Here is a 23,763-nt window from a genome sequence, read left to right on the forward strand (position 1 = left end):
ACTGCCAACTGTCTTATCCATATAAGACACGCATGACTTCAGGAGCCCGACATGGCCGACCGTAAAGACCCGCCGATTTCCGAGGCGCTGATGGCACTCCTCGCCGGGGCCGCACCGTTGTTCGAGCGCGCCAAGGCGTCCGGGCTGTTCCGCGACCGTCCGATCGACGTCACCCCGAACACCCCGTCGACGCCGACGCCGCCGACCCACGACACCCCCGACGCCGCGCAGAAGTCAGCGCTGCAGGAGATCATCGTGTCGCAGGCGATGAAGATCGTCGCGCTCGAAGCGGAAGTCGCGCGGCTCAAGGCGGGCTGACCTCGCGGTCGCACCGCTTTCGCGCGGCCGACGATTGGGGCATTGGGGCAGGGTGCTGAAACCCGCATCCTCCGGCCCCGCGCTGATCGTCTGCTCGACCTGCCGCGGCCCCGACGGCGCGACCGGCGGCGGTGCAGCGTTACTCAAGGCGTTGCGCGAGCTGGGGCGTGACCTCGATGGCACCGTTGCGGTCGACAGGATGGCGTGCCTGTGGAGCTGCGGCGCGGGGGCTTCGGTCCAGCTCCGCGCGCCCGGCAAGATCGGCTACGTCATGGGCGGATTCGCCGCCGCCGACGCGCCCGACATCCTCGCCTTCGCCGCCGCTTATGCCGCGACCGCCGATGGCGAGGTGCCGTTCAACCTATGGCCGAAGGGCGTGCTGGGGCACTTCATCGCGCGCATTCCGCCGCCGGGACTGTTGATCCAGTAGCGATCGACGCGGGCGGCGGGGATCATCCGGCGGTCGTCACACCCGGGTGTTGATGTACGACACCAGCGTTTGATTTTCCTCGACATGATGGTCGATGCGGGCGCGCACGACGTCGCGGACGCTGACGATTCCGACCAGCGCGCCGTCGTCGAGCACCGGCAGATGGCGGAAATAGCCGTGATCCATCAGCTCCATCGCCTCGTTGATCGTCGTCGCCGGGGTGACGGTGGTGACATTGCTGGTCATCACGTCGCCGGCGTTGACCTTGTGCAGCTCGGGTCCCCGGCTCGCGAGCGCCTTGACGACGTCGCGCTCGCTGACGATCCCGGCGAGATCGCCCGCGCCGTCGAGCACGAGCACGGCCCCGATCCGCCGCGAGGCGATGGTCGCCACCAGCTCCATCAACGGCGTCTCCGGATGGACCGAGATGATGGTGTTGCCCTTATCGCGCAGGATCGATGCAACCGTCATGTCAGGCCTTCCCAGTTATCTGGGTATAGTGCCGAAGCATGCCGGCAGGGGCCAGTGCGCTAATGCCGCAAGCCCGGCCCCCGTGTCCGAAGCGCTATTCGAGCTCGAACACGATGTTGACCGTGATCGCGAGCGACACCTCGCCCGGCACCACCGGGGTCGAGTCCGCCGCCTTCGCGCGCAGCATCATCGCCATCGGGCGGATCACCGGGCCTTCGCCACCGCTTTCGGAGATCGAGACGATGCGCTTGACGTGGAGCCCCGCCGCCTTGGCGTAGAGGTCGGCGCGGGCGCGGGCGGTGACGACGGCGGCAACCCGCGCCTCGTCGAGCGCGGCATTGGCGGCGTCGACGCGGAAATTCGGCCCGCTGATCTGGTTCGCTCCCGCCGCGACGAGGGCATCGACCAGTCGCCCGGCGTCGTTCAGCTTGCGAACCCGCAGCGACACCGAATTGGTCGCTTGATACCCCGTCAGCACGGGGGGCTGGTTGTCCTGATACTTGTACTGCGGCGCGAGGCTGAGCCCGCTCGTCTGGATGTCGCGCTCGGCGATCCCGGCCTTGCGGACGGCGGCGACGACTGCGCTCATCTGCGTCGCGTTCGCCGCCATCGCGCTTGCCGCAGTCGCCGCGGTGGTGACGACCCCGCCCGACAGGTCGGCGACATCGGGCGCGCGGTCGGTGTGACCCTCGGCGCTGACCGTCAGCGTCGGCACCTTGGGGCCGTCGTCGGCCAGCGCGGGAACGGCGGCGAGCAGGGCGGCGGCGGTAAGCAGGTGGCGGATCATGTGTCAGTCCTCAATTTCGACGAGGTGTAGGCTGGGCAACATGAACGCCGCCGCAACGATCAGTTGCGCCCCGTCACCAGTCGCGCGACCGCGAGCAGGACGACCGCGCCTAGGACCGACGCGATCAACCCCGGTGCGCTGCCGTCGCGATAGAGGTGAAACCAGTGCGATCCGGCCCAGCCGGCGAACAGCGATCCGGCTATGCCGATCAGGATCGTCGCGATGCACCCCGACGGTCCCGGGGTGAAGATCTTGGCGATCGCACCGACGATGAGGCCGACGACGATCCAGCCGATAAAGCCATGTTCGGGCATGTGGTTCTCCAAAGATGACCGCGCGATAGCGATTTCGCGACGGCTTCGCAACGACACCGAATGCGACTATGGCGGTTGACGCGGCACGCAGGTGCTATACAAATGTAATACAGTGACACTAGCCGGGCGGGGACGATGACGGGCATGAACATGCACAGGCCGATCGACGAAACGACGATGGCGGTGTCGTTCGACGATGCCGTTTCGCCGCGCCGTCGCTGGCTGCGGCCGCTGCTGATCGTCGTCGCCATCCTCGTCGTCGCGGGCATCGCCTGGGCGCTGCTGGGACGCGGCAAGAAGCCCGACGCCGCACCCGCCGCCGCCGTCCTGCCGACCGTCACCGTCGTCATTCCGGGGCAGCGCGCGGTCGCCGACCAGATCACCGCGACCGGCAGCATCGCCGCGCGCCATGATTCGGTTGTCGGGGTCAACGGCGAGGGCGGGCTCGTCACCGCAGTGCTCGTCGACGCCGGGCAGACCGTCCGGAAGGGGCAAGTCCTCGCGCGGATCGATTCGTCGGTCCAGGCGCAGCAGGTCGCGTCGATGACGGCGGGCGTCCGCTCGGCGAAGGCCGACGCCGCGCTCGCCCAATCGAACCTCGACCGTGCGGCGAAGCTTGTCGATAAGGGCTTCATCTCCAAGGCCGACATCGATCTGAAGACTGCGACGCGCGACGGCATGAACGCCAAGGTCCGTGTCGCCGAGGCGCAGGCGGGCGAGATGCAGGCGCGGATGGCGCGGCTCGATGTTCGCGCCCCCGCCGCCGGGCTGGTACTGATGCGCAACGTCGAAACCGGGCAGATCGTCGGGTCGGGGTCGAATAACCTGTTCCGCATCGCCGAGGACGGCATCCTCGAAATGCGCGCGCTCGTCGCCGAACAGGACATGGGCCGGTTGAAGGTCGGGTTGCCGGCGACGGTCCGCCCGGTCGGCTCGTCGACCGATTATCACGGCCGCATCTGGCTGCTCGACCCGGTGATCGACGCCGGCAGCCGCCAGGGCGTCGCGCGGATCGCGCTCGCGTACGCGCCGGGCCTCCGCGTCGGCGCGTTCGCCAATGCCTCGGTCGCGGCGGGTGCGGCAACGCGTCCCGTCCTGCCGCAGTCGGCGGTGATGGTCGACGACACCGGCAGCTTCGTCTATGTCATCGGGGCCGACGGCGTCGTCGTGAAGCGGCCGGTCAAGGTCGGCAGCGTGACGATCGAGGGCATGAGCATCACGTCCGGGCTGAACGGCACCGAACGTGTCGTCGAGAGCGCGGGGGCGTTCCTCCAGCCCGGCGAAAAGGTCAAGCCGGTCGTGGCGTCGGATACCGGAGCGAACTGAGATGCGGAATATCTCAAGCTGGGCGATCCGGAACCCGACGTTCCCGATCGTGCTGTTCCTGATCCTGACGTTCCTCGGCGTCGTCAGCTTCAACGGCATGGCGATCAACGACCAGCCCGACATCACCTTTCCGCTCGTCTCGGTCACCGTCAGCCAGCCCGGCGCGGCGCCGACCGAGATGGAAAAGCAGATCACCCAGAAGATCGAGGGCGCGGTCGCCTCGGTCGCCGGGGCCGAGCACATCACCTCGTACGCGGTCGAAGGCATTTCCGGCACTAACATCGAATTCGCCATCGGCACGCCGGTCGACCGCGCGGTCAACGACGTCCGCGATGCGGTCGCCAAGATCCGCTCCGACCTGCCCGACGGCATCCTCGAGCCGCAGGTCCAGCGGCAGGTGTTCAACGGGCCGTACGGCACGTGGTCGGTGACGACGACCGACATGACGCTCGAGCAGTTGAGCTGGTTCGTCGACAACGTCGTCACCAAGCGCTTGCTGTCGATCCCCGGGGTCGGCGGTGTCAACCGTTCGGGCGGCGTCGATCGCGAAATCCGCGTCGACCTCGATCCGGTCAAGCTCCAGGCGTACGGCGTCACCGCGGCGCAGATCAACAGCACGCTGCGCTCGCTCAACATCGATGCAACCGGCGGTCGCACCGAAGTTGCCGGCGCCGAGCAGGCGGTCCGTGTCCTCGGCGGCGCGCAGACCGCGCTGTCGCTGGCGAACACTCAGATCACGATCTCGGCCAACCGCACCGTCCGCCTCGGCGATGTCGCGACGGTACGCGACGGCAATGCCGAACAGCGGACACTGACGCGCAACAACGGCCGCGAGACGACGCTGTTCACCGTCCAGAAGGCGCTGCAGGCCTCCGAAGTTCAGACGATGGACAAGGTCGAGGCGGAGATCGCCAAGATCGCCGAGGAAAACCCCAAGGCGCACATCACGCTCGTCGACGACGAGGTCAAGCACACCCGCGAAGGCTATCGCGCCGCGATGCGCTCGCTATTCGAAGGCGCGTTCCTCGCGGTCGTCGTCGTGTTCTTCTTCCTGCGCGACTGGCGCGCGACGCTGATCTCGGCGATCGCGATCCCGCTGTCGTGCATCCCGGCGTTCTTTTTCATGAACGCGCTCGGCTTTACGCTGAACGGCATCAGCCTGCTCGCCCTGAGCCTCGTCGCGGGCATCCTCGTCGACGATGCGATCGTCGAGATCGAGAACATCGTCCGGCACATGCGGATGGGCAAGACGCCGTGGCAGGCATCGATGGACGCCGCCGACGAGATCGGCCTCGCGGTCGTGGCGACGACGATGGCGATCGTCGCGGTGTTCCTGCCCGTCGCGCTGATGCCCGGCATTTCGGGCCAGTATTTCAAGCAGTTCGGCCTGACGGTCGTCATCGCGGTGCTGATGTCGCTGCTCGTCGCGCGGCTGATTACGCCGCTGTGCGCCGCGTACTTCCTGCGCCCGCACGGTGAACAGCCGCATGGGCGGGGGCCGATCATGCTCCGCTATATCTCGTTCCTGCGCTGGTCGATCCGGCATCGCTGGCTGACCGTGCTCGGCGGTGTCTTCGCCTTCGGCCTGACGATCTATCTCGGGATGCAGCTGCCGGTCGCATTCCAGCCGCCGCGCGATAGCGGCCAGTCGACCGTAACGATCGAGATGGCGCCGGGCGTCCGGCTCGAAGACGTCAAGCGTGTCTCGGGCGAGGCAACCAGATTGCTCCGCGCGCGGCCCGAGGTTCAGGATGTTCTCGAATCGGTCGGACAGAGCGACGAGGTTCGCTTCTCCAGCCTCCAGGTCACCCTCGTCCCGCGTGACAAGCGCAAGCTGTCGACCGTCGGCTTCGAACGCGACATGGCCCCGGCTCTACGCGCGCTGCCCGACGCGCGGGTCAACTTCCAGTCGCAAACCGGCGGCTTCGGCGGTTACGACATCACCGTCATGCTCGTCGGCGATGACCCGATCACGCTCCACAAGGCGGCGGAGTCGGTCGTCTCGGGGATGAAGCGTCTGCCGTCGCTGCGTGACTCGCACATCGACGCCGACCTCCAGCGCCCCGAGATCGTCATCAAGCCGCACTTCGACCTCGCCGCGCAGATGGGCGTGTCGGTCCAGGCGCTCAGCCAGACGATCCGCATCGCGACGATCGGCGACGTGCCGCAGAACCTCGCCAAATTCTCGTTGAGCGACCGGCAGATCCCGATCCGCGTCCAGCTCCCCGACAATGCGCGCAATGATCTCGAGACGATCCGCAACCTGCCGGTGCCGACATCGGTGGCGCAGCTGACCGGGCCGTCGGTGCCGTTGAAGGTACTCGCCGATATCGACTTCGGCGAGGGCGCGGTGAAGATCCGCCGCTACAACCAAGGGCGCCGCATCGCGCTTGTCGCGAGCCTCGCGCCAGGTGCCCAGAGCGGCGACGCGATGAACGCGATTTACGCGCTGCCCGCGTTCAAGAACCTGCCGCAGGGCGTCAAGCAGGTCGCAGTCGGCGACCAGGAGTGGATCGGCGAGCTGTTCATCAACTTCATCACCGCGCTCGTCGCCGGGGTGCTTCTGGTGTTCGCGGTGCTGATCCTGCTCTATCGCCGCATCCTGCCGCCGTTCGTCAACATGGCGTCGCTGTTCCTCGCCCCGCTCGGTGCGGTGATCGCGCTGCTGATCACCGGCATGGCGTTCTCGCTGCCGGTCTGCATCGGGCTGCTGATGCTTCTCGGCGTCGTCGCCAAGAACTCGATCCTGCTGATCGATTTCGCGATCGAGGAGATGCGGATGGGGATCGACCGCGTCGAGGCGATCCTCGACGCGGGCCGCAAGCGCGCCCAGCCGATCGTCATGACATCGGTCGCGATGGTCGCCGGCATGCTGCCCGTCGCGCTGTCGATCGGCACCGACGGCTCGTTCCGCCAGCCGATGGGCGTCGCAGTGATCGGCGGCATTACGCTGTCGACGATCCTGACGCTGATCATCGTGCCGGCCGCCTTCACCATCGCCGACGACTTGGAAAAGTGGATGGGGCGGCGGATGGGCGGGGTGTTCAACACCGCCGATGAGCCGGCGGCCCCGCATGTTCGACCCGGTCCCGTGGCACCGCAGCCCGCCGAGTGAGTTGGGGACGGATGGCCTTCACGCCGTTCGTCCTCCCGTCGACGCCGTTCCACCGCATGCGGTTGCTGGCGACGCTGTTGCTCGTCGCGATGGCGGCGGTCTTCGCCTTCGCAACCTGGGCGCGCGGGGCGTATCCCGACGTCGCCGGGCTCGGCTATCTCCGCGCCTTTGCCGAGGCATCGCTCGTCGGCGGGCTCGCTGACTGGTTCGCGGTGACTGCGCTCTTCCGCCACCCGCTGGGGCTGCCGATCCCGCACACCGCGATCATCCCGACCAATAAGGACCGGATCGGCGACAGCCTCGCCGCTTTCCTCAAGGATAATTTCCTGACCCCCGCGGTCATGGCGCGGCGGATGGAGGGGTTCGACATCGCTGCCGGGTTTGCGCGCTGGCTGTCGACGCCGTCGAGCGGCGCGGCGGGCGGCCCGACCGGGCGGCTGCGGCGTGCGCTGACCGGGCTCGTCGCGCGCTTCGTCGGCGCGCTCGACGACGAGGTCGTCGCGCAGTTGCTCGCGGTCACCGTCACCGACCAGCTGCGCACGACTGCGGTCGCTCCCGGGATCGGGCGCTTCCTCGGCAGCCTCGTTGCCGATGGCCGCCACGAAGCGGTGATCGAGCGCGTCGTCATCGCCGGGCTCGACCTGCTCGACACCCACGAAGCCGATATTCACGCCGCCGTCGCCGAACGCTCGGGCAAATGGGTCCCGGCGTGGGTCGACGAGAAGATCTCGACCGGCATCATCGACGCGGTCCGCGCGCGGCTGCTGGCGATGTCCGACGCCGCGACGGTTCACGCACGGCGCGACCGCGAGGCGGTGATGTCCGACTTCCGCGAGCGCCGCGCGGCAATTGAAGCTCCGGCACGGCTCGGCGCGCAGGCGGTCGCGCTCCCTGCGCCGCCGCCGAACGGCGGGCTCGGCCGCGAGCATCCCGACCGGATCGCGATCACGGGCTGGCTGACGCGGCTGTCGACCGACCTGCAAAACTCAGGCAGCAGCGTCGCGGGCAAGGTCGAGGCGGCGAAGCTCGACCTGCTCGATTCGCCAGCGACCGCCGGCCTGTTCGCGTCACTGTGGGACACGATCAAGGGCTTCCTCGCCGACGGTGCGCGTCCTGGTAGTGATCGCCGCGCCGAAACGACCTCGCGCTTCGCCGCCGAGCTGGGCGGGGTGATCACCGCCAACCCGGTCCTCGCCGACGCGCTAAACACGCTCGCCCGCCGCGCCGTCGTCAGCGTCGTCGCGACCTATGGCGCAAGCGTCGTCCGGCTGGTCAGCGACACGATCCGGTCGTGGGACGCGGGCACGGTGACCGACAAGCTCGAACAGGCGGTCGGCCGCGACCTCCAGTATATCCGCATCAACGGCACCGTCATCGGCGGCCTGATCGGGCTTGCGATCCACGCGGTCGAGGTGCTCGTCTAGGCGTCGCTCCGCCCGGCGCTCAGTCGCCCGTTTTCGCGGTAAAACGCCTCGCGCGCGGCGATGATCTTCGCGCGGTTCGCCTCCGCCCATTGCCACACCCCGCAAAACGCTTCCCCCAGGCTGCGCCCGAGTTCGGTCAGTTCGTAGTCGACGCGCGGCGGGACGACGGGGTGGACGGTGCGCGTCACCAGCCCGTCGGCCTCCATCGCGCGCAGCGTCTTGGTCAGCATCTTCTGGCTGATCCCGCCGATCGCGTCGCTCAGTCGGGTGAAGCGCATCCGCCCGTTCACGTCGAGCGTCTCGATGACGAGCATCGTCCATTTGTCGGCGACGCGCCCGATGATCGCGGTGACCAGCGCGTCGAGTTCGGGGTCGGTGCCGATCAACTTGTCGGCGGTGTTGGCGGTGAGGCCGGCGGCGGGTTCGGTCATGGTATCCCTCGGGTTAGTATGGCGCGTTCGGGTGCCTTCTTTCCTTTCGCAAGTGGGTGCCTATCTGGGACGGGACAAGGAGAACGTCCCCATGAAGACCAGCGGCAACACCATTCTCATCACCGGCGGCGGCAGCGGTATTGGGCGCGGCCTCGCCGAGGCGTTCGCCGCCAACGGCAACACCGTCATCGTTGCCGGGCGACGGCGGAGCGCGCTCGACAACGTCGTCGCAGCGAACCCGAACATCACCGCGATCGAGCTCGACGTCGCCGACCTGGCGTCGATCGCGGCGGTCGTTCCCGCCCTGCTGCGCGACTTCCCCGCGCTCGACGCGGTGATCCACAATGCCGGGATCGCGAAGGTTGAGAAGGTCGTCGATGGCGACGTTGCCGATGCCGAGGCGACGATCGCGACGAACGTCCTCGGGCCGATCCGGCTCACTGCAGCGCTGCTGCCGCACCTGCTCGCCCAGCCGTCGGCGACGATCCTCACCGTGACGTCGGGGCTGGCGTTCGTGCCGCTCGCGTCGTCGCCGACGTACAGCGCGAGCAAGGCGGCGCTCCATTCGTACACCGAATCGCTGCGCGAACAGCTCAAGGCGACGTCGATCGAGGTGCTCGAGATCGCCCCGCCGTATGTCCAGACCGAGCTCGGCGGCGCGCAGCAGGCGACCGATCCGATGGCGATGCCGCTGCCCGAGTTCATCGCCGAGACGATAAAGATCATCACCGGCGGCGCGACCGGCGAGGTCGTCGTCGACCGCTGCCGCCCCTTGCGCGATGCCGAGGCGAAGGGCGCGTATGCGGCGACCTTCGCAGCGGTCAACGCGATGCACGGGTAACGCCGCCGCGCCCGGTCCTACGACCGGGCGCGACCGCCGCGTCGCCAGCGCGCAACCGAAACTGTCAGGCGGCGACGGGCAGCCGCCGACGCCGGGCGGCGGTACCGACGAGGCCGAAGCCAGCGATCATCATCGCCCAGAAGGCGGGCTCGGGCACGCCGCCGACATTCACGACAAAGCCGGCGTCCGACAATTTGAACACGGTGCCTTTGTCCGAATCGCCGCCCGTGTAGGTCGTGCCATAGAGATTGCCGGCCGCGTCGGCGATCAGGCCGCTAAAGGAACTTTTGCCGTTGGTGCCGTCGAAGCTGACCAGCGTCGTCAGCACGCCGCCGGCCGACACCTTGAACACGGTGCCCCAGCCCGAGGCGCCACCTTGGGAGGTCGTGCCATAGAGATTGCCGGCCGCGTCGGCGATCAGGCCGCCTTGGGCAAACGCGCCGTTGGCGGCGTCGTCAAAGCTTGCCAGCGTCGTCAGCGTGCCACTGGCCGACAGTTTGAACACGGTGCCGTAACCCGACGGGCCGGCGTCGCTGGTCGTGCCATAGAGATTGCCCGCCGCATCGGCGACCAGGCCGGCGAGGGGATAGCCGCCGCTGGAGTCGTCGTCGAAGCTAACGAGCGTCGTCAGCGTGCCGCTGGCCGACAGCTTGAACACGTTGCCTGCACCAAAAGCGCCGCCGCTATTGGTCGTGCCATAGAGATTGCCGGCCGCGTCAGCGATCAGGCTGGCTTGGGATGCCGAGCCGTTCGTGCCGTCGAAGTCGACTAGCGTCGTCAGCGCGCCGGTGTTCGACATTTTGAACACCGTGCCATAGCCCGAGGCGCCACCTTGGGAGGTCGTGCCATACAGATTGCCGGCCGCGTCGGCGATCAGGCCGGCTTGGGGACGTAGGCCGTTGCTACCGCCGAAATTTGCCAGCGTCGTTAGTGACCCACTGGCCGACAGCTTGAACACGGTGCCGCCAAAGCTGGCAGCGCCGCCTATGAAGGTCGTGCCATAGAGGTTGCCGGCCGCGTCGGCGGTCAGACCGGCATAGGGAGCTCTGCCGTTGGTGCCGTCGAAGCTTGCCAGCGTCGTCAGCGCGCCGCTGGCCGACAGCTCGAACACAGTGCCCTTGGACGAAGCGCCCCCCGAGCTGGTCGTGCCATAGAAATCGCCCGCCGCATCGGCGATCAGGGCGGCTCGGGAACCCGAGCCGTTGGCGCCGTTGAAGCTGACCAATGTCGTCAGTGTCGCGGCATCACTCGATGACGTCGCAAACATCGCGATACCGACCATGATGCCGGTGCGCGCTGCACGGCGCATGCGCCCTGTATCGACCGGCGTGCTGGTGCTCTGTCCAAAGACTGCCATGATCGTGCTCCGTTGCGCACAGGTGCGCTTGTCTGTTTCATCGATCGCGCACGCGGGCAGAGGCACCGCAACATCGGGTCTGCCATCGTTTTGATTGTGACCAGACGAGCATGGTCCGCAGCCCCCGTCCCGACGACGGTTAACGTTCCACGTCCGAAACGCAAGCTATTGCTCGGTTAGCGGGATTTAGCGTGACGTGGTTCGGCTGGCAGGCGGCAGTCAGGAAACCAGGACTTCGGTCAGGCGGTCGTCCGTCAGACTAAACTGTCCACTGGGGGGGCGGAAGCGACCGTTCCAGTCAACCCGGTCTGACGAAACAATCCCGTAACCTACCCAAGCCGGTCGACCGCGCGCGCGATCCGCTTGCACGCCTCGGTCAGCAGCGCGTCGCTCGTAGCGTAGCTGATGCGGAAGGCGGGGGAGCCGCCGAACGCTGCGCCCTGGACGACCGCGACGCCCTCGCTGTCGAGGAGGTAGGCGGTGACCGCCTCGTCGTCGGTCAGGACCTTGCCCTCGGGGGTCTTGCGCCCGATCAGCCCGGCGCAGTCGGGGTAGACGTAGAACGCGCCTTCGGGCGTCGGGCAGTGGAGCCCGGGAATCGCGTTCAGCCCGGCGACGACGAGGTCGCGGCGGACCTTGAACGCGGCGTTGCGTTCGATCAGGAACGACTGGTCGCCGTTGAGCGCCGCGACCGTCGCCGCCATCGAGATCGAGCACGGGTTCGACGTCGACTGCGACTGGATCTTGGCGATCGCCTTGATCAGTGGGGCGGGGCCGCCCGCGAAGCCGATCCGCCAGCCGGTCATCGCATACGCCTTCGACGCGCCGTTGACCGTCAGCGTGCGCTCGTACAGCGCCGGTTCGACCTGCGCGAGCGTGGCGAATTCGAAGCCGTCGTAGACGATGTGCTCGTACATGTCGTCGGCGAGGATCCAGACGTGCGGGTGGCGGACGAGAACGTCGGCGATCGCGCGGAGTTCGGCGCGGGTGTACGCCGCCCCGGTCGGATTCGACGGCGAGTTGAAGATCAGCCACTTGGTCTGCGGCGTGATCGCGGCGTCGAGCTGTTCGGGCGTCATCTTGTACGCCGCCTCGCTGCCGCACGGCACGATCACCGGAGTCGCCCCCGCGAGGAGGACGATGTCGGGATAGCTGACCCAGTACGGCGCGGGGATGACGACCTCGTCGCCGGGGTCGAGCGTCGCGATCATCGCGTTGAAGATCGTGTGCTTGCCGCCCGAATTGACCGTGATCTGGTCGGCGCCATAGGTCAGGCCGTTGTCGCGCAGGAACTTGGCGCGGATCGCGTCCTTCAGTTCGGGGGTGCCGTCGACCGCGGTGTACTTGGTCTGCCCGGCGCGGATCGCCGCGATCGCCGCCTCCTTGACGAAGTCGGGGGTGTCGAAGTCGGGCTCGCCCGCGCCCAGCCCGATGACGTCGTGCCCCGCCGCCTTGAGCTCAAGCGCGCGGCGCGTGACGGCGAGCGTCGGCGAAGGCTGGATGCGGTCGATGGCGATGGAGAAGAAGGGCATGGTCGGGCTCCGGAAAGACAGCGCACCGATAGGGCATGCGTCCGCGCGGCTCAATCGTTTCGACCGTGCAAGAAAACAGCTGGCACGGCCGATGTTATTTGAGACCAATCGAGATGTGCGCGAAGTAAACTCGCCAGTGAAATCGTAGAATTCGACCGATTAAAGTTGTAGAGCCAATTGAATGAGCGCATTAGATTCTTGAGACCTAGTTATTGCTTAACAACTAGTTTAAGAAATTGACGCGAACGCTGTGTGATTTATTGCAGTTCATTGTGTAACCGTAATGAACTTATTGCTCGTGTGTAAGTTGTGTCTAGTTGTAACCGGGTAAAATATTATGCGTTTATTTACCATGTTCGTAATTCCTGCCGGATTGCTGGCGTTGGCTACGATCGCCGCGAGCGCATCCGCCGGTACGATGATGGTCGCAACGAACGATCGCGCCGACTGCGGTTTCGCGGCATTCCCCGGCGATGTCTGGATCGGCAACGCGAACCACAGCTCGACGGCGACCCGCGAGTCGACCGCTGCCAACCCGAGCTGCCGCAGCGCCGAGCACCACATCGCCGCCGCCAGTGCGGCCGGCCACTCGGTCGCGATGGTCTCCGAGACCGCGACATGGGTGATGATGATCGGCGGCTTCGGCTTGGTCGGCATCGGCCTGCGGGGCCGCCCGCGCGGTTTTGCCCACTGATCGAGCGCCGCCCGCCGACGCGCAAGCAATCGTGGGATAGAGCGGGCTCGAGCACGGTCACTCCCGCGGGACACTCCGCCGCTCAATTCGGAACGATCGACGACTTAGCGGGCGGTCCTCAGGGGCCGTCCGCTTTCGTTCAGGCTGGCCCGTTCCTCAGGGAAGGCGTGCCGCGATCAACCCCCGCAGCGAATTGCCGATGAGGAATTCCCCGGCGAGATCGGCGGGGGTGAGGGGAGCCTCGACCGCGCGGCCGGTTGCGATCAGCTCGGCGCGGAGGATGCCGCCGAGGAGCCCCTCGGCAAGCGGCGGGGTCAGCAGCACCCCGTCGCGCTCGACGAAAACATTGGTGAAGCTGCCCTCGGTGAGGTGGCCGCCTCGCGTGGCGAAGACCACCTCGAACACACCGCTCGCCATGCGGGCATCATCGTAAAAGCCGCGATCGGTGGTCTTATGCCGCAGCCGCCAATCGGTCGGCGCAACTGGCAGCGGCACGAGGGCGACCGTTACCGGCTCGGCGGGGGCAGGGGGGAACGGCGACAGCTGGATCGCAAACGCACCACGCGGCGACACCAGCAGCCGCAGCCGTCCGATGATGCCGTCGGCCGCTGCGATCACCGCGCGACGGACGGCGGCCGGGTCGAAATCATAGCCGAGATAGTCCGCCGTCGCCGCGGCACGCGCGAGGTGGCGGTCGAGCAGCGCGACAGTGCCGCCGTCGCAGCGCATCGTCTCGATGATGTCGGGCGGGGCGCGGCGGTGGAGGAAGGCGCCCTTGGCGAGGCATTCGCGCCACTCGTCGGCGGCGACGCTGTCGGCGACGATCCCCGCGCCGAGGCCGATCCGTGCGGTGCCGTCGCCAGTCATTACCAAAGTGCGGATTGCGACGTTGAACGCTGCGCTGTCGCCTGAGATATGCCCGATGCTGCCGGTGTAGAGGCCTCGCGGCCCGGCTTCGAGGTCGGCGATGATCTGCATCGCGCGGATCTTCGGGGCACCTGTGATCGAGCCGCACGGGAACAGCGCGCTCAGCACGTCGACCGGGTGTGCCGGCGTCGTCGCGGTGATCGTCGAGGTCATCTGGAGGAGCGTTGGGTAACGCTCGACCGCGAACAGCGCCGGCACCGCGACCGAACCCGGCGCGGCGACGCGCGACAGGTCGTTGCGCAACAGGTCGACGATCATCAGGTTTTCGGCGCGGTTCTTCGGGTCGGCGGCGAGGGCGGCGGCGGCGGCATCGTCGGCGGCGCGGGTCGCGCCGCGCGGCGCGGTCCCCTTCATCGGCCGCGCGGTCAGCGTGCCCTTGTCGAGCGCGAAGAACAGTTCGGGCGACAGGCTGAGCAGCCACGCGCGCCCAGTGTGGACGAGCGCGGCGTACGGCGCGGCGGCGGCGGCGCGGAGGCGGCGGTAGATCGCGAGCGGGTGCCCCGTGACCCCGACCCGCGCGGCGAAAGTCAAATTCGCTTGGTAGATGTCCCCGGCGGCGATCAGCGCGGCGGCTTGGCCGAGCATCGCTGCATAGTCGGCCTCGGCGATCGCGGGGGCGAGCGCGCCGATCCGCGCCGCGCCGTCGCCAAGCAGTGCCGCCGCATCGACCTCCGCCGACTCGGCGAAGTCGCCGAACCACAGCAAAGGCAGCCCGTCGTCTCCTGTTCGCGCGAGCGGGGTGAGGACGGGTTCGAGCGCATAGCCCGACTCGAAGCCGATGAACCCGGCGTACGTGCCGGGCCCACGCAACTGCTCGAGCGCGGGGCGGACATCGGCGGGCGTCGTTGCAATGATCTCGCCACGCAGCCCGGTGAAAATCCGTGCGCTGCCGTCGCGACTGGCGTCGTCGAGGAGGACGAAGGGGCGGGCGGGGTCGAACTCGGGCATCATCGTGCTCATCGCACAGGCTGGCGTTGTCGGCGATGCGGCGCTTTAATATCGCGCAAAGCGGGAGAGGCGGCATGACGTGGGCGACCGATCGGCTCGATGCGATCAAGGCTGGGGTATCAGTCCCGCCGGTCGTCGCGACGCTGCAACTCGGCGGTCTCGATGAATGGGGCGCAAAATGGGTCCGCAAGACGTGGATCCCGAAGCCCGACCTGCTCAACAGCGATGGTTCGCTGTTCGGTGGCTATGTCGCCGCACTTGCCGACCAGATGCTCGCGTTCGCAGCGATGACGGTCGTGCCGGGCGACAGCCTGTTCCGCACGATCAACCTCTCGGTCAACTTCGTCCGCATCGGGCGCGCGGCACCGTTGATGATTGAGGCACGGGTCGTCGCGGTGACTAAGCGCCTGATCACGGTCCGCGTCGAGTTCCGCCGCGATGACGGCGACCTCATTGCCGAAGCGACTGCGCAGCAGATCGTCGAGCCGTTCGGGCGCGGTTGACTCGGTCCGGCAGGCCCCTCATCTCCACGAAATGTCGATGCCCCCGCTGCAAGCCGTGATAATCCCCGTAACCCCGCTCCAGCAGAACTGCACGCTGCTGTGGTGCACGCGCACGATGCTTGGCGCGTTCGTCGATCCGGGCGGCGATCTCGACCGGCTGATGACGGTCGCGGAACAGCACAATGTGACGATCGAGAAGCTGCTCGTGACGCACGGCCATATCGATCATTGCGGCGAGACCGGGGTGCTGCGCGAGCGGCTTGGCGTGCCGATCGAGGGGCCGCATCCCGACGACAAGTTCTGGATCGACATGCACGCCGTGTCGGGGCCGCAATATGGTGTCCCGCTCGCCGCGCCGTTTACGCCCGACCGCTGGCTCGGGGAGGGCGATACCGTGACGGTCGGCGAACTGGTGTTCGAGGTCCACCACTGCCCGGGGCACACGCCAGGGCATGTCGTGTTCCACCACAAGGCGTCGGACCTCGCGATCGTCGGCGACGTCATCTTCCAGGGATCGATCGGGCGGACCGACTTCCCCAAGGGCAATCACGCCGACCTGATCGCCGCGATCACGACGCGGCTGTGGCCGATGGGCGGCGCGACCGCGTTCATCCCGGGACACGGCGCGATGTCGACCTTCGCGGCCGAGCGCCGGTCGAATCCGTACGTCGCGGATACGGTGCTGGCGGGAGCCTGATTGGGCGCGGTCGATCTCAGTCGCCGGGACGTAACCCGGCGCGATTGATCTCGATTACTCGGCATTGTGCCTTAATACGCGCGATCGTTCCAAATATTTTGTCATCCCCGCCTACGCGGGGATGACAAGGAGTGGGCGCTACCCCGCGTGTCCGTACGCGAGCACGATCGCCCAGATGCTCAGCCCGACGAGAACGATCCACGTTCCCACCGCTCCGGCGAGGCGGAACGGGTTCGGCGCGGGGCGGGTCATGCCGAACGCGTGCGAAATGCGGAGCAGGAACAGCAGGATGCCGGTCGAGGCGAGCAATTCGTTGCCCGCGCCGATGCTGGCCTCGATCGCGCCCATTAGGATTAGAATGATCGGGACGAATTCGGCGAAGTTGGCGTGCGCGCGGATACGCCCGAGCAGGACGTCGTTGCCGCCGTCGCCGAGCATGACCTTTTCCGACTGGCGCAACTGGCCGACGCGCAGGGTCAAAACGAAATACAGCAAGCCGCAAAACCCGGCGGTGACGAGTGTGATCATCATTAGCGTGATTTCCCCTTTGTGTCCGTTACCGCTCTTTTTGGCGTGCAACCAAAATCTTCTTACATTGTTGAGACTCCACGACAACCGAAGGAGCTAGACATGGACGAAGACCGCATCGATGGCGCCCTCAAGAAGATGGGCGGCAGCATCAAGGAAGCCGCTGGTAAGCTCATCGGCGACACCAAGATGGAAGCCGAAGGCAAGGCTAAGAAGGCCGAAGGTACCGTGCAGAACACGGTCGGCGGAGCCAAGGACGCGATCCGCGGCGACGCCTAAGCCTTAACAAGTTGCGTTACGCGGCCGTCCCCTTCGCAGGGGGCGGCCGTTTTCGTGTCGGCTGGGCGCGTGCGATCCGTTACGGATTTGAGATTGCGTCTGCGCCACAAATCTCTATGGTCCGCGCCTCGACTGAAACCTTGGCGGTTTTCTCGGACCGCGCGTGCGGTTCGGTGATATCCGCGACTCGCATAAGAAGACAGGTGCCTCGATGGCCGTTCCGAAACGCAAAACTTCGCCCTCGCGCCGCAACATGCGTCGCAGCCACCATGCGCTGACCGCGGTGGTGAGCCAGGAGTGCCCGAACTGCGGCGAGCTCAAGCTTCCGCACAACCTCTGCCCGTCGTGTGGCTTCTACAAGGACCGCGCTGTCCTCGAGATGCAGCCCTGACCTGTCGTCCGATCGGACGGAAATGACCGACCGCCCCGTTATCGCGCTCGACGTCATGGGTGGTGACGGCGGGCCTGCAGTCGTGATCGCTGCTGCTGAAATCGCGCAGGAGCGCTATCCGAAACTGCTTTACCGCTTGTACGGCGGTGAAGAGGCGATCCGCGACCAGCTCAAGCGCAATCCGCGCGTCGCGGCGAACGCGGTCGTTGTTCACAGTGCTGACGTGATTCTCGGCACCGACAAGCCGTCGGCAGCGGTCCGCCGCCAGCGGACGACGTCGATGGGCATGGCGATCGCTGCGATCAAGGCAGGCGAGGCGCAGGCGATGGTTTCGGCCGGCAACACCGGCGCGCTGATGGCAATGGCCAAGCTGACGCTGCGGACGATGGAGGGCATCGACCGCCCCGCGCTCGCCGCGCTGCTGCCGACGCTCAAGAACGATTCGGTCGTCCTCGACCTCGGCGCGAACGTTGAGTGCGATACCGAAAACCTCGTCCAATTCGCCGTGATGGGGGCCGCGTTCGCGCGTACCGTCCTCGGCGTCGAGCGCCCGCGCGTCGCGCTGCTCAACATCGGCGAGGAGGAATTGAAGGGCACCGAGGAGCTCAAGATGGCTGCCGCCTTGCTCCGCGCCGCCGACCTGCCGATGACCTTCACCGGCTTCGTCGAGGGCGACAAGATCGGCGCGGGTGACGTCGACGTCATCGTCACCGACGGCTTCACCGGCAATGTCGCGTTGAAAACCGCCGAAGGCACCGGGCGGCTCGTCACCGGGCTGCTCGCGCAATCTTTCCGCACGTCGTGGCTGACCCAGCTCGGTTACCTGCTGTCCCGTGGAGCCCTTCGGGCGCTCGCGCGGCATCTCGATCCCAACGCGCACAATGGTGCGGTGTTTCTCGGCCTCAATGGACTCGTCGTCAAAAGCCATGGCAGTGCCACGGTTCGCGGTATGGCGCACGCCATCGGCGTCGCGCACGACCTCGTCGCGGGCGATATCACCCGTCGTATCGCGAGCGACCTCGACAATTTCCGCTCGCACCGCCCGGTCGTCGCCGCGAACGACGGCCATGACGCGTCGGTCGCGTGATGGGGTTGGGTCTTACTTTCTTGCCTTCATTCCCGCGAAGGCGGGAACCCATTTTCCGGAGGCGGTTGAAGTGAAACTCAGCGCGTCCAACTACCCGCAGCAACGCTGGGCAGCCTCTGGAAAATGGGTTCCCGCCTTCGCGGGAATGACGACCAAGCAGTTGGGACTATTCGCGCGATGATCCGTCGCTCGGTCATCCTCGGCACCGGCAGCTACCTGCCCGACCGAATCCTGACCAACTCCGACCTCGCTGCGAGCGTCGACACCACCGACGAATGGATCGTCGAGCGCACCGGCATCCGCCAGCGCCACATCGCCGCCGATGGTGAACTGACCTCCGATCTCGGCGCCGCCGCCGCCCGCCGCGCCCTTGCCGCCGCCGGGCTGACTGCCGACGACGTCGACCTGATCGTCGTCGCAACCGCCACCCCCGACCAGACCTTCCCGTCGTGCGCGACGGTCATCCAGCACAAGCTCGGCATGGTCCGCGGCGTCGCCTTCGACGTCGCTGCGGTGTGCTCGGGGTTCCTGTATGCCTTGAGCGTCGCCGACGCGATGCTCGTCACCGGGGCGGCGAACACCGCGCTGGTCATCGGCGCGGAGACGTTTTCACGGCTGCTCGACTGGTCGGACCGCGGCACCTGCGTCCTGTTCGGCGACGGCGCCGGCGCGGTCGTCCTGCGCGCCGAGAACGCTCCAGGCACGAGCGCCGACCGCGGCATCCTCGCGTCGAAGCTCCATTCGGACGGACGCTACAACGACCTGCTCTACGTCGACGGCGGCCCCGGATCGACTGGCACCGTCGGCAAGTTGCGAATGAAGGGGCGCGAGGTCTTCCGCCACGCCGTCACCAATCTCGCCAGCGTGATGACCGAGACGCTCGCCGCCGCCGGCCTTGCCGCGACCGACGTCGCGTGGGTCGTCCCGCACCAGGCCAATCTTCGCATCCTCGAAGGCACCGCGAAGAAGCTCGGATTGCCGATCGAGCGCGTCATCGTCACCGTCGACGGGCATGCAAATACATCGGCGGCATCGGTTCCGCTCGCACTCGACGCCGCCGTTCGTGATGGACGGATTAAACGCGGTGATTTACTGATACTTGAAGCGATGGGTGGTGGCTTTACGTGGGGTGCGGCTGCGGTTCGTTGGTGACAGGGGCATGAGGGGGATGATGGAGATGAGTACGGCGAGCGAAACCAGCGTCCGGGTCCGCGGCGCGGCGCGCGCCAAGTCGACAGCGGGCAGCGTTACCCGTGCCGACCTATGCGAAGCGGTTCACCGCGAGCTCGGTCTTGCGCGGAGTGAATCGTCCGATCTCGTCGAACAGGTGCTCGACCAAATCTGCAAGACGCTTATCGACGGGACCAACGTCAAGGTGTCGTCGTTCGGCAGCTTCGTGCTGCGGAACAAAGGTCAGCGGATCGGGCGCAACCCCAAGACCGGCGAGGAAGTGCCGATCGAGCCGCGCACCGTCCTGACCTTCCGCCCAAGTCAACTCCTCCGCGCGCGGATCAACGGCGGCGTCGATCCGGGTCCCGAGGCCGACGACGCCGAACCCGCCGACTAATGGCGTCGAGCGAACCCGCATACCGGACGATCAGCGAGGTCGCCGAACAGATCGGCGTCCCGCAACACGTGCTTCGGTTCTGGGAGACGCGATTCCCGCAGATCCAGCCGCTCAAGCGCGGCGGCAACCGGCGGTACTATCGCCCGCAGGACATCGCGCTGCTGACGCGGATCAACCGCCTGCTGCATACCGACGGCTATACCATCAAGGGCGTGCAGAAGCTGCTCGACGATGGCGCGGCACCCGTGGCGGATGCGGGCGCGGCACCGAAGGTTGCGGCGCGGCGGGTAGCGGTGCCGCTAGCTCCGACACCGGTTTCCGATACCAGCAAACCCCGCGACGCGAGCCTGCTCGTTGCGATCCGCGCCCGGCTTGCAGCGGCGCTCGCCGAAGCGCGCGCACTTTGATCACACACTTTCCCCTCCCCTCCCCTGAAGGGGAGGGGACGTTTTCGTGAAAACCATCGCGGTCTTCTCGGTCAAGGGCGGAGTTGGCAAGACTGCGTGTGCGGTCAATCTCGCCTATGCCGCCGCGACGCAATCAGCGCGGCGGACATTGTTGTGGGACCTCGACGGACAGGGGGCTGCGACTTTCACGCTGCGGCTCGCGGCGAAGCCCGGGACCTCGGCGCGCAAGCTGTTCGCTGCCGACGCCGAGCTCGACGCGCTGATCCAACCAAGCGCGTACCCGAACCTCGACGTGCTCCCCGCCGACAAGTCGCTGCGCCACCTCGACCGGCTGATCGCCGAGGACGGTGCACGCAGCCTCAAGAAGATGTTGAAAAGCTTCGATCGCGATTACGACCGCGTCATCCTCGACTGCCCGCCGGGGCTGACCGAGCTTGCCGAGCAGGCGTTCCGCGCCGCCGACCTGCTCGTCGTGCCGCTGCTGCCATCGCCGTTGTCCGAACGCGCGTACGACCAGCTCGTCGCGCATCTCGGCAAGCATCACCGCAAGGGGCCCGCGCTGGTTCCGGTGTGGACGATGGTCGACCGGCGGCGCGCGCTCCACAAGGCGACGGTCGATGCGTTCCCCGACCGCGTCGCGATCCCGTACGCGGTCGAGATCGAGGCGATGGCGGTCCACCAGGCCCCAGTCGCGGCGACCGCGCCGAACGGGCTCGCCGCGCGCGGTTTCAACAAATTATGGGCTGAAGTCGAAGCGGCGCTGCGCTAACGGCGAACGAACCGGGGGGATGACGACATGACGACCGAACTGACGCTGCTCGCGTGGACGATCGTTCTCGCGGTCGTTTACATCATCGCGTTCGACGTCGTCCGCACCGGTCAGTACGGCACGAAATGGAATATGGGGCCGCGCGACGCGGCGATGCCGCCGCTGTCCCCGGTCGCCGAGCGCCTCGGTCGCGCTCAGGCGAACCTGTTCGAAACATTGCCGTTGTTCATCGGCGCGGTGCTGATCGCGCACGCCGCCGGAATCCATACGTCGCGGACCGTTCTCGGGGCCGAGCTTTATTTCTGGGGACGGGTGATCTATCTGCCGCTCTACGCCTTCGGGGTGCCGGTGGTCCGTTCGCTGGTCTGGCTGGTCAGCGTCGCGGGTCTCGCGCTGATCCTGATCGCGGTGCTGTAGCGCGATGACGATCCGCGCGGGAGTCGGCGGCTGGACCTTCGAGCCGTGGCGCGGGGTGTTCTATCCCAAGGGGTTGCCGCATTCGCGCGAACTCGAATTCGCCAGCCGCGCGCTGACGACGATCGAGGTCAACGGCACCTTCTACGGCTCGATGTCGCCCGCGACCTACGCCAAGTGGCACGCCGAAACCCCCGATAACTTCGTCTTTTCTCTCAAGGCCCCGCGCTTCGCGGTCAACCGCCGCGAGCTCGCCGGGGCGGGCGAATCGATCGAGCGCTTCTTCACCACCGGGGTCGACGAGCTCGGCGACAAGCTCGGCCCGATCCTGTGGCAGTTCGCTGCGACCAAGCGCTTCGAAGCCGAAGACTTCGCCGCGTTCGTCAAGCTGTTACCCGCCAAGCTCGGGTCGCGCCGCCTTCGCCACGTGCTCGAACCGCGCCATGAAAGCTTCCGCGATCCGGCGTTCTTTGCGATGGCGCGCGATGCCGGAGTGGCGGTCGTCTTCGCCGACGCGCACGCCTACCCGATGTTCGACGAGGCGACCGCCGACTTCACCTATGCGCGGCTCCAGAACGGCGAGGACGACGAACCCCTCGGCTACCCCGACGCCGCGCTCGACGGCTGGGCCGAGCAGGCCCGGCACTGGGGTGAGGGCGGGCGCGACGCGTTCGTCTACTTCATCCACGGCGGGAAGGTCCGTGCCCCGGCGGCGGCGAAGGCGCTGCTTGAACGGCTGTAAGCGAAGGGGTGAACGGGCGCCGCTTTCTCCTCCCCTCCCCTTCAGGGGAGGGGCCGGGGGTGGGGGAGTAGCCACGAGCCGTACTTCCGAAAAAGCCCCACCCCCGGGCCGGCGCAAGAGCGCCGTCTCTCGCCCCTCCCCTGAAGGGGAGGGGAGGAGGGAGGGCGTGACCCCCCAAAAGGGGGGAGGGGACGGAGCGCTTTCGGCCTTGTCGCCCAACGGCTTACCTGCAACTTTGACCGCGTAATCGAACAAGGCGCGCCGGTAATGCAACGACTGATCTCGGCTATGACCGCCGCGCTCCTCATCGCCGGACCCGCCGTCGCGAAGCCCGCGACCGACCGCGTCGGGCACCTGCTCGGCGAACTCGCCGACGCCCCCGGGCCGTCGGGGTTCGAGGAGGCGGTACGCGCGGTGATGGTCCGCGAACTGCGTCCGCTGAGCGACACGATCACCTATGACGGGATCGGCTCGGTCATCGCCAGGCAGGGCAGCAGCGGCCCGAAGATCATGCTCGACGCGCATATGGACGAGCTCGGCGGGGTCGTCCGGCGGGCGACGCCCGGCGGCTTTCTGTCGATGCAGATGCTCGGCGGCTGGCTCGACCAGGCGCTCGTCGACCAGCGCTGGGTGATCATCGGCAGCAAGGGGCCGGTCAAGGCGGTCACCGGCATCCGCGATATCCACGTCGTCCCCGCCGACGAACGCGGCAAGGTGTTCCCGCGCGAAAGCCTGTACCTCGACGTCGGCGCGCGCAACGCCGCCGAGGTCGCGGCGCTCGGCATCGGCCCCGGCGACCCCGTCGTCCCCGACGCGCCGTTCGAGGTGATGGCGGGCGGCGACCGCTATCTCGGCAAGGCGTGGGACGACCGCGTCGGCTGCGCGGTGGTGATCGAGGCGCTGCGGCGGCTCCGCGCGCAGGGCCACCCGAACCAATTGTTCGTCGCGGCGACGGTGCAGGAGGAGGTAGGCTTGCGCGGCGCACGGACCGCGGCCGACCTGATCAAGCCCGACATCGGCATCGCGATCGAGGGCGGCATCACCGGCGACAGCATCGGCCGCAACCCCGAGGAGACGCAGGCGGTACTCGGCGGCGGCCCGGGGATGTTCCTGTATGATTCGAGCACGATCCCCAACCGCAGGCTGGTGGCGCTGGTCGACCGCGTCGCGGCGGAGGCGAACATCCCGCTCCAGCACGATCTGGTGCAGGGCTACGGCGACGATTCGGCGGCGATCCAGGCGACGAACGGGGGTGTGCCGACGGTCAACCTCGTCGTCGTCGCGCGCTACACCCACGCGCATAACGGGATTATCGACCGGGGGGATTTCGATCGGATGGTGACGCTGGTCGTCGGGGTAATCGGGAAGCTCGATGCGGCTGAGGTCGCGCGGCTGCGGTCGTTCGAGCCGTAGGTCAGATCGGGACGGCCATTCCGCACACATGCGTCATCCCCGCGAAGGCGG

At 67.3% G+C, this 23,763-nt stretch carries 27 protein-coding genes; 19 read left to right on the plus strand and 8 right to left on the minus strand.

Annotation, left to right across the window (positions count from 1 at the left end; genetic code table 11):
* Window positions 1-51 precede the first annotated feature (51 nt).
* Entirely contained in the window at window positions 52-318 is a 267-nt protein-coding gene (locus KZX46_RS12365) for a hypothetical protein (protein ID WP_219776822.1), read from the plus strand.
* Between the two features lie 52 nt (window positions 319-370).
* Entirely contained in the window at window positions 371-748 is a 378-nt protein-coding gene (locus KZX46_RS12370; RefSeq protein WP_219776823.1) for a DUF1636 domain-containing protein, read from the plus strand.
* A gap of 36 nt (window positions 749-784) precedes the next feature.
* On the opposite strand, the gene KZX46_RS12375 is transcribed toward KZX46_RS12370, so the two are convergent.
* The 3 genes from KZX46_RS12375 to KZX46_RS12385 all read right to left on the minus strand — a co-directional run bounded on the left by KZX46_RS12375 (window position 785) and on the right by KZX46_RS12385 (window position 2,320).
* On the minus strand, window positions 785-1,219 hold the full coding sequence (locus tag KZX46_RS12375; protein ID WP_216708804.1) for a CBS domain-containing protein: 435 nt from the start codon (window positions 1,217-1,219) through the stop codon (window positions 785-787).
* A gap of 94 nt (window positions 1,220-1,313) precedes the next feature.
* Window positions 1,314-2,006 (minus strand): SIMPL domain-containing protein, encoded by a 693-nt coding sequence (locus tag KZX46_RS12380; protein ID WP_219776824.1) that lies wholly within the window; start codon window positions 2,004-2,006, stop codon window positions 1,314-1,316.
* A 59-nt stretch (window positions 2,007-2,065) separates the two neighbouring features.
* Entirely contained in the window at window positions 2,066-2,320 is a 255-nt protein-coding gene (locus tag KZX46_RS12385; protein ID WP_216708806.1) for a GlsB/YeaQ/YmgE family stress response membrane protein, read from the minus strand.
* 144 nt (window positions 2,321-2,464) lie between these two features.
* On the opposite strand from KZX46_RS12385, the gene KZX46_RS12390 reads away from it, so the two are divergent.
* From KZX46_RS12390 to KZX46_RS12400, 3 genes are read left to right on the plus strand one after another with little or no spacing between them, the layout of a single operon-like run.
* Window positions 2,465-3,646, plus strand: coding sequence for an efflux RND transporter periplasmic adaptor subunit (locus tag KZX46_RS12390; RefSeq protein ID WP_219776825.1), 1,182 nt, complete (start codon window positions 2,465-2,467; stop codon window positions 3,644-3,646).
* 1 nt (window position 3,647) lies between these two features.
* Window positions 3,648-6,761: an efflux RND transporter permease subunit gene (locus KZX46_RS12395; RefSeq protein WP_219776826.1), complete on the plus strand. Its 3,114-nt coding sequence runs from the start codon at window positions 3,648-3,650 to the stop codon at window positions 6,759-6,761.
* An 11-nt stretch (window positions 6,762-6,772) separates the two neighbouring features.
* Window positions 6,773-8,185, plus strand: a complete 1,413-nt coding sequence (locus KZX46_RS12400; protein ID WP_219776827.1) for a DUF445 domain-containing protein — start codon at window positions 6,773-6,775, stop codon at window positions 8,183-8,185.
* On the opposite strand, the gene KZX46_RS12405 is transcribed toward KZX46_RS12400, so the two are convergent.
* Window positions 8,182-8,616, minus strand: coding sequence for a helix-turn-helix domain-containing protein (locus KZX46_RS12405; RefSeq protein WP_219776828.1), 435 nt, complete (start codon window positions 8,614-8,616; stop codon window positions 8,182-8,184). The genes KZX46_RS12400 and KZX46_RS12405 overlap by 4 nt on opposite strands.
* A gap of 91 nt (window positions 8,617-8,707) precedes the next feature.
* Here KZX46_RS12405 and KZX46_RS12410 point away from each other — a divergent pair, with 91 nt between their 5' ends.
* Window positions 8,708-9,457 carry an SDR family oxidoreductase gene (locus tag KZX46_RS12410; protein ID WP_219776829.1) on the plus strand — a complete coding sequence of 250 codons (750 nt, stop codon included), beginning with the start codon at window positions 8,708-8,710 and terminating at the stop codon, window positions 9,455-9,457.
* A 64-nt stretch (window positions 9,458-9,521) separates the two neighbouring features.
* Here KZX46_RS12410 and KZX46_RS12415 read toward each other — a convergent pair whose 3' ends face one another.
* Window positions 9,522-10,880 (minus strand): choice-of-anchor tandem repeat GloVer-containing protein, encoded by a 1,359-nt coding sequence (locus KZX46_RS12415; RefSeq protein WP_219776830.1) that lies wholly within the window; start codon window positions 10,878-10,880, stop codon window positions 9,522-9,524.
* A 263-nt stretch (window positions 10,881-11,143) separates the two neighbouring features.
* Entirely contained in the window at window positions 11,144-12,346 is a 1,203-nt protein-coding gene (locus tag KZX46_RS12420) for a pyridoxal phosphate-dependent aminotransferase (RefSeq protein WP_219776831.1), read from the minus strand.
* A 337-nt stretch (window positions 12,347-12,683) separates the two neighbouring features.
* Here KZX46_RS12420 and KZX46_RS12425 point away from each other — a divergent pair, with 337 nt between their 5' ends.
* Window positions 12,684-13,040: a hypothetical protein gene (locus KZX46_RS12425; RefSeq protein WP_219774270.1), complete on the plus strand. Its 357-nt coding sequence runs from the start codon at window positions 12,684-12,686 to the stop codon at window positions 13,038-13,040.
* A gap of 156 nt (window positions 13,041-13,196) precedes the next feature.
* Here the strand turns inward: KZX46_RS12425 and pabB are convergent, their stop codons facing one another.
* Window positions 13,197-14,927, minus strand: a complete 1,731-nt coding sequence (gene pabB / locus KZX46_RS12430; protein ID WP_226895924.1) for an aminodeoxychorismate synthase component I — start codon at window positions 14,925-14,927, stop codon at window positions 13,197-13,199.
* A 62-nt stretch (window positions 14,928-14,989) separates the two neighbouring features.
* Here pabB and KZX46_RS12435 point away from each other — a divergent pair, with 62 nt between their 5' ends.
* Window positions 14,990-15,418 carry a PaaI family thioesterase gene (locus tag KZX46_RS12435; protein WP_219774271.1) on the plus strand — a complete coding sequence of 143 codons (429 nt, stop codon included), beginning with the start codon at window positions 14,990-14,992 and terminating at the stop codon, window positions 15,416-15,418.
* Window positions 15,419-15,449: 31 nt separating this feature from the next.
* On the plus strand, window positions 15,450-16,115 hold the full coding sequence (locus KZX46_RS12440) for an MBL fold metallo-hydrolase (protein ID WP_219774272.1): 666 nt from the start codon (window positions 15,450-15,452) through the stop codon (window positions 16,113-16,115).
* Between the two features lie 138 nt (window positions 16,116-16,253).
* Here the strand turns inward: KZX46_RS12440 and KZX46_RS12445 are convergent, their stop codons facing one another.
* Entirely contained in the window at window positions 16,254-16,646 is a 393-nt protein-coding gene (locus tag KZX46_RS12445; RefSeq protein ID WP_219774273.1) for an MAPEG family protein, read from the minus strand.
* 99 nt (window positions 16,647-16,745) lie between these two features.
* Between KZX46_RS12445 and KZX46_RS12450 the strand changes: the two genes are divergently transcribed.
* From KZX46_RS12450 to KZX46_RS12495, 10 genes are all read left to right on the plus strand, one after another.
* Window positions 16,746-16,922 carry a CsbD family protein gene (locus tag KZX46_RS12450; protein ID WP_216708819.1) on the plus strand — a complete coding sequence of 59 codons (177 nt, stop codon included), beginning with the start codon at window positions 16,746-16,748 and terminating at the stop codon, window positions 16,920-16,922.
* Between the two features lie 211 nt (window positions 16,923-17,133).
* Window positions 17,134-17,313, plus strand: coding sequence for a 50S ribosomal protein L32 (gene rpmF / locus KZX46_RS12455; protein WP_216708820.1), 180 nt, complete (start codon window positions 17,134-17,136; stop codon window positions 17,311-17,313).
* Between the two features lie 22 nt (window positions 17,314-17,335).
* Window positions 17,336-18,400 carry a phosphate acyltransferase PlsX gene (gene plsX / locus KZX46_RS12460; protein WP_216708821.1) on the plus strand — a complete coding sequence of 355 codons (1,065 nt, stop codon included), beginning with the start codon at window positions 17,336-17,338 and terminating at the stop codon, window positions 18,398-18,400.
* A gap of 177 nt (window positions 18,401-18,577) precedes the next feature.
* The gene (locus KZX46_RS12465; RefSeq protein WP_219774274.1) at window positions 18,578-19,552 is read left to right on the plus strand and encodes a beta-ketoacyl-ACP synthase III; all 975 of its coding nucleotides are present in this window, start codon (window positions 18,578-18,580) and stop codon (window positions 19,550-19,552) included.
* Window positions 19,553-19,577: 25 nt separating this feature from the next.
* Window positions 19,578-19,967, plus strand: a complete 390-nt coding sequence (locus tag KZX46_RS12470; protein WP_219774275.1) for an integration host factor subunit alpha — start codon at window positions 19,578-19,580, stop codon at window positions 19,965-19,967.
* Window positions 19,967-20,374, plus strand: coding sequence for a MerR family transcriptional regulator (locus KZX46_RS12475; protein ID WP_219774276.1), 408 nt, complete (start codon window positions 19,967-19,969; stop codon window positions 20,372-20,374). Before KZX46_RS12470 ends, KZX46_RS12475 begins: the two co-directional genes overlap by 1 nt.
* A 46-nt stretch (window positions 20,375-20,420) precedes the next feature.
* A complete protein-coding gene (locus KZX46_RS12480; RefSeq protein ID WP_219774277.1) occupies window positions 20,421-21,143 on the plus strand; it encodes a ParA family protein in 723 nt (240 codons plus the stop codon).
* Window positions 21,144-21,170: 27 nt separating this feature from the next.
* Window positions 21,171-21,560: an MAPEG family protein gene (locus KZX46_RS12485; protein WP_219774278.1), complete on the plus strand. Its 390-nt coding sequence runs from the start codon at window positions 21,171-21,173 to the stop codon at window positions 21,558-21,560.
* A gap of 4 nt (window positions 21,561-21,564) precedes the next feature.
* A complete protein-coding gene (locus KZX46_RS12490; protein WP_219774279.1) occupies window positions 21,565-22,299 on the plus strand; it encodes a DUF72 domain-containing protein in 735 nt (244 codons plus the stop codon).
* A gap of 267 nt (window positions 22,300-22,566) precedes the next feature.
* Window positions 22,567-23,712: a M42 family metallopeptidase gene (locus KZX46_RS12495; RefSeq protein WP_219774280.1), complete on the plus strand. Its 1,146-nt coding sequence runs from the start codon at window positions 22,567-22,569 to the stop codon at window positions 23,710-23,712.
* Window positions 23,713-23,763 lie beyond the last annotated feature (51 nt).

Source organism: Polymorphobacter sp. PAMC 29334 (genome assembly GCF_019431245.1).
GTDB classification, from domain to species: domain Bacteria; phylum Pseudomonadota; class Alphaproteobacteria; order Sphingomonadales; family Sphingomonadaceae; genus Polymorphobacter_B; species Polymorphobacter_B megasporae.

Excerpts from the sequence above, each read along its gene's own strand:
- plsX (WP_216708821.1), top strand. The coding sequence starts at position 17,336 with ATGACCGACCGCCCCGTTATCGCGCTCGACGTCATGGGTGGTGACGGC.
- KZX46_RS12410 (WP_219776829.1), top strand. The coding sequence starts at position 8,708 with ATGAAGACCAGCGGCAACACCATTCTCATCACCGGCGGCGGCAGCGGT.
- KZX46_RS12450 (WP_216708819.1), top strand. The coding sequence starts at position 16,746 with ATGGACGAAGACCGCATCGATGGCGCCCTCAAGAAGATGGGCGGCAGC.
- KZX46_RS12400 (WP_219776827.1), top strand. The coding sequence starts at position 6,773 with ATGGCCTTCACGCCGTTCGTCCTCCCGTCGACGCCGTTCCACCGCATG.
- KZX46_RS12385 (WP_216708806.1), bottom strand. The coding sequence starts at position 2,320 with ATGCCCGAACATGGCTTTATCGGCTGGATCGTCGTCGGCCTCATCGTC.
- KZX46_RS12435 (WP_219774271.1), top strand. The coding sequence starts at position 14,990 with ATGACGTGGGCGACCGATCGGCTCGATGCGATCAAGGCTGGGGTATCA.
- KZX46_RS12445 (WP_219774273.1), bottom strand. The coding sequence starts at position 16,646 with ATGATGATCACACTCGTCACCGCCGGGTTTTGCGGCTTGCTGTATTTC.
- KZX46_RS12395 (WP_219776826.1), top strand. The coding sequence starts at position 3,648 with ATGCGGAATATCTCAAGCTGGGCGATCCGGAACCCGACGTTCCCGATC.
- KZX46_RS12380 (WP_219776824.1), bottom strand. The coding sequence starts at position 2,006 with ATGATCCGCCACCTGCTTACCGCCGCCGCCCTGCTCGCCGCCGTTCCC.
- KZX46_RS12420 (WP_219776831.1), bottom strand. The coding sequence starts at position 12,346 with ATGCCCTTCTTCTCCATCGCCATCGACCGCATCCAGCCTTCGCCGACG.
- KZX46_RS12440 (WP_219774272.1), top strand. The coding sequence starts at position 15,450 with ATGTCGATGCCCCCGCTGCAAGCCGTGATAATCCCCGTAACCCCGCTC.
- KZX46_RS12365 (WP_219776822.1), top strand. The coding sequence starts at position 52 with ATGGCCGACCGTAAAGACCCGCCGATTTCCGAGGCGCTGATGGCACTC.
- KZX46_RS12390 (WP_219776825.1), top strand. The coding sequence starts at position 2,465 with ATGAACATGCACAGGCCGATCGACGAAACGACGATGGCGGTGTCGTTC.
- KZX46_RS12495 (WP_219774280.1), top strand. The coding sequence starts at position 22,567 with ATGCAACGACTGATCTCGGCTATGACCGCCGCGCTCCTCATCGCCGGA.
- rpmF (WP_216708820.1), top strand. The coding sequence starts at position 17,134 with ATGGCCGTTCCGAAACGCAAAACTTCGCCCTCGCGCCGCAACATGCGT.
- KZX46_RS12475 (WP_219774276.1), top strand. The coding sequence starts at position 19,967 with ATGGCGTCGAGCGAACCCGCATACCGGACGATCAGCGAGGTCGCCGAA.
- KZX46_RS12375 (WP_216708804.1), bottom strand. The coding sequence starts at position 1,219 with ATGACGGTTGCATCGATCCTGCGCGATAAGGGCAACACCATCATCTCG.
- KZX46_RS12470 (WP_219774275.1), top strand. The coding sequence starts at position 19,578 with ATGAGTACGGCGAGCGAAACCAGCGTCCGGGTCCGCGGCGCGGCGCGC.
- KZX46_RS12405 (WP_219776828.1), bottom strand. The coding sequence starts at position 8,616 with ATGACCGAACCCGCCGCCGGCCTCACCGCCAACACCGCCGACAAGTTG.
- KZX46_RS12485 (WP_219774278.1), top strand. The coding sequence starts at position 21,171 with ATGACGACCGAACTGACGCTGCTCGCGTGGACGATCGTTCTCGCGGTC.
- pabB (WP_226895924.1), bottom strand. The coding sequence starts at position 14,927 with ATGAGCACGATGATGCCCGAGTTCGACCCCGCCCGCCCCTTCGTCCTC.
- KZX46_RS12425 (WP_219774270.1), top strand. The coding sequence starts at position 12,684 with ATGCGTTTATTTACCATGTTCGTAATTCCTGCCGGATTGCTGGCGTTG.
- KZX46_RS12490 (WP_219774279.1), top strand. The coding sequence starts at position 21,565 with ATGACGATCCGCGCGGGAGTCGGCGGCTGGACCTTCGAGCCGTGGCGC.
- KZX46_RS12465 (WP_219774274.1), top strand. The coding sequence starts at position 18,578 with ATGATCCGTCGCTCGGTCATCCTCGGCACCGGCAGCTACCTGCCCGAC.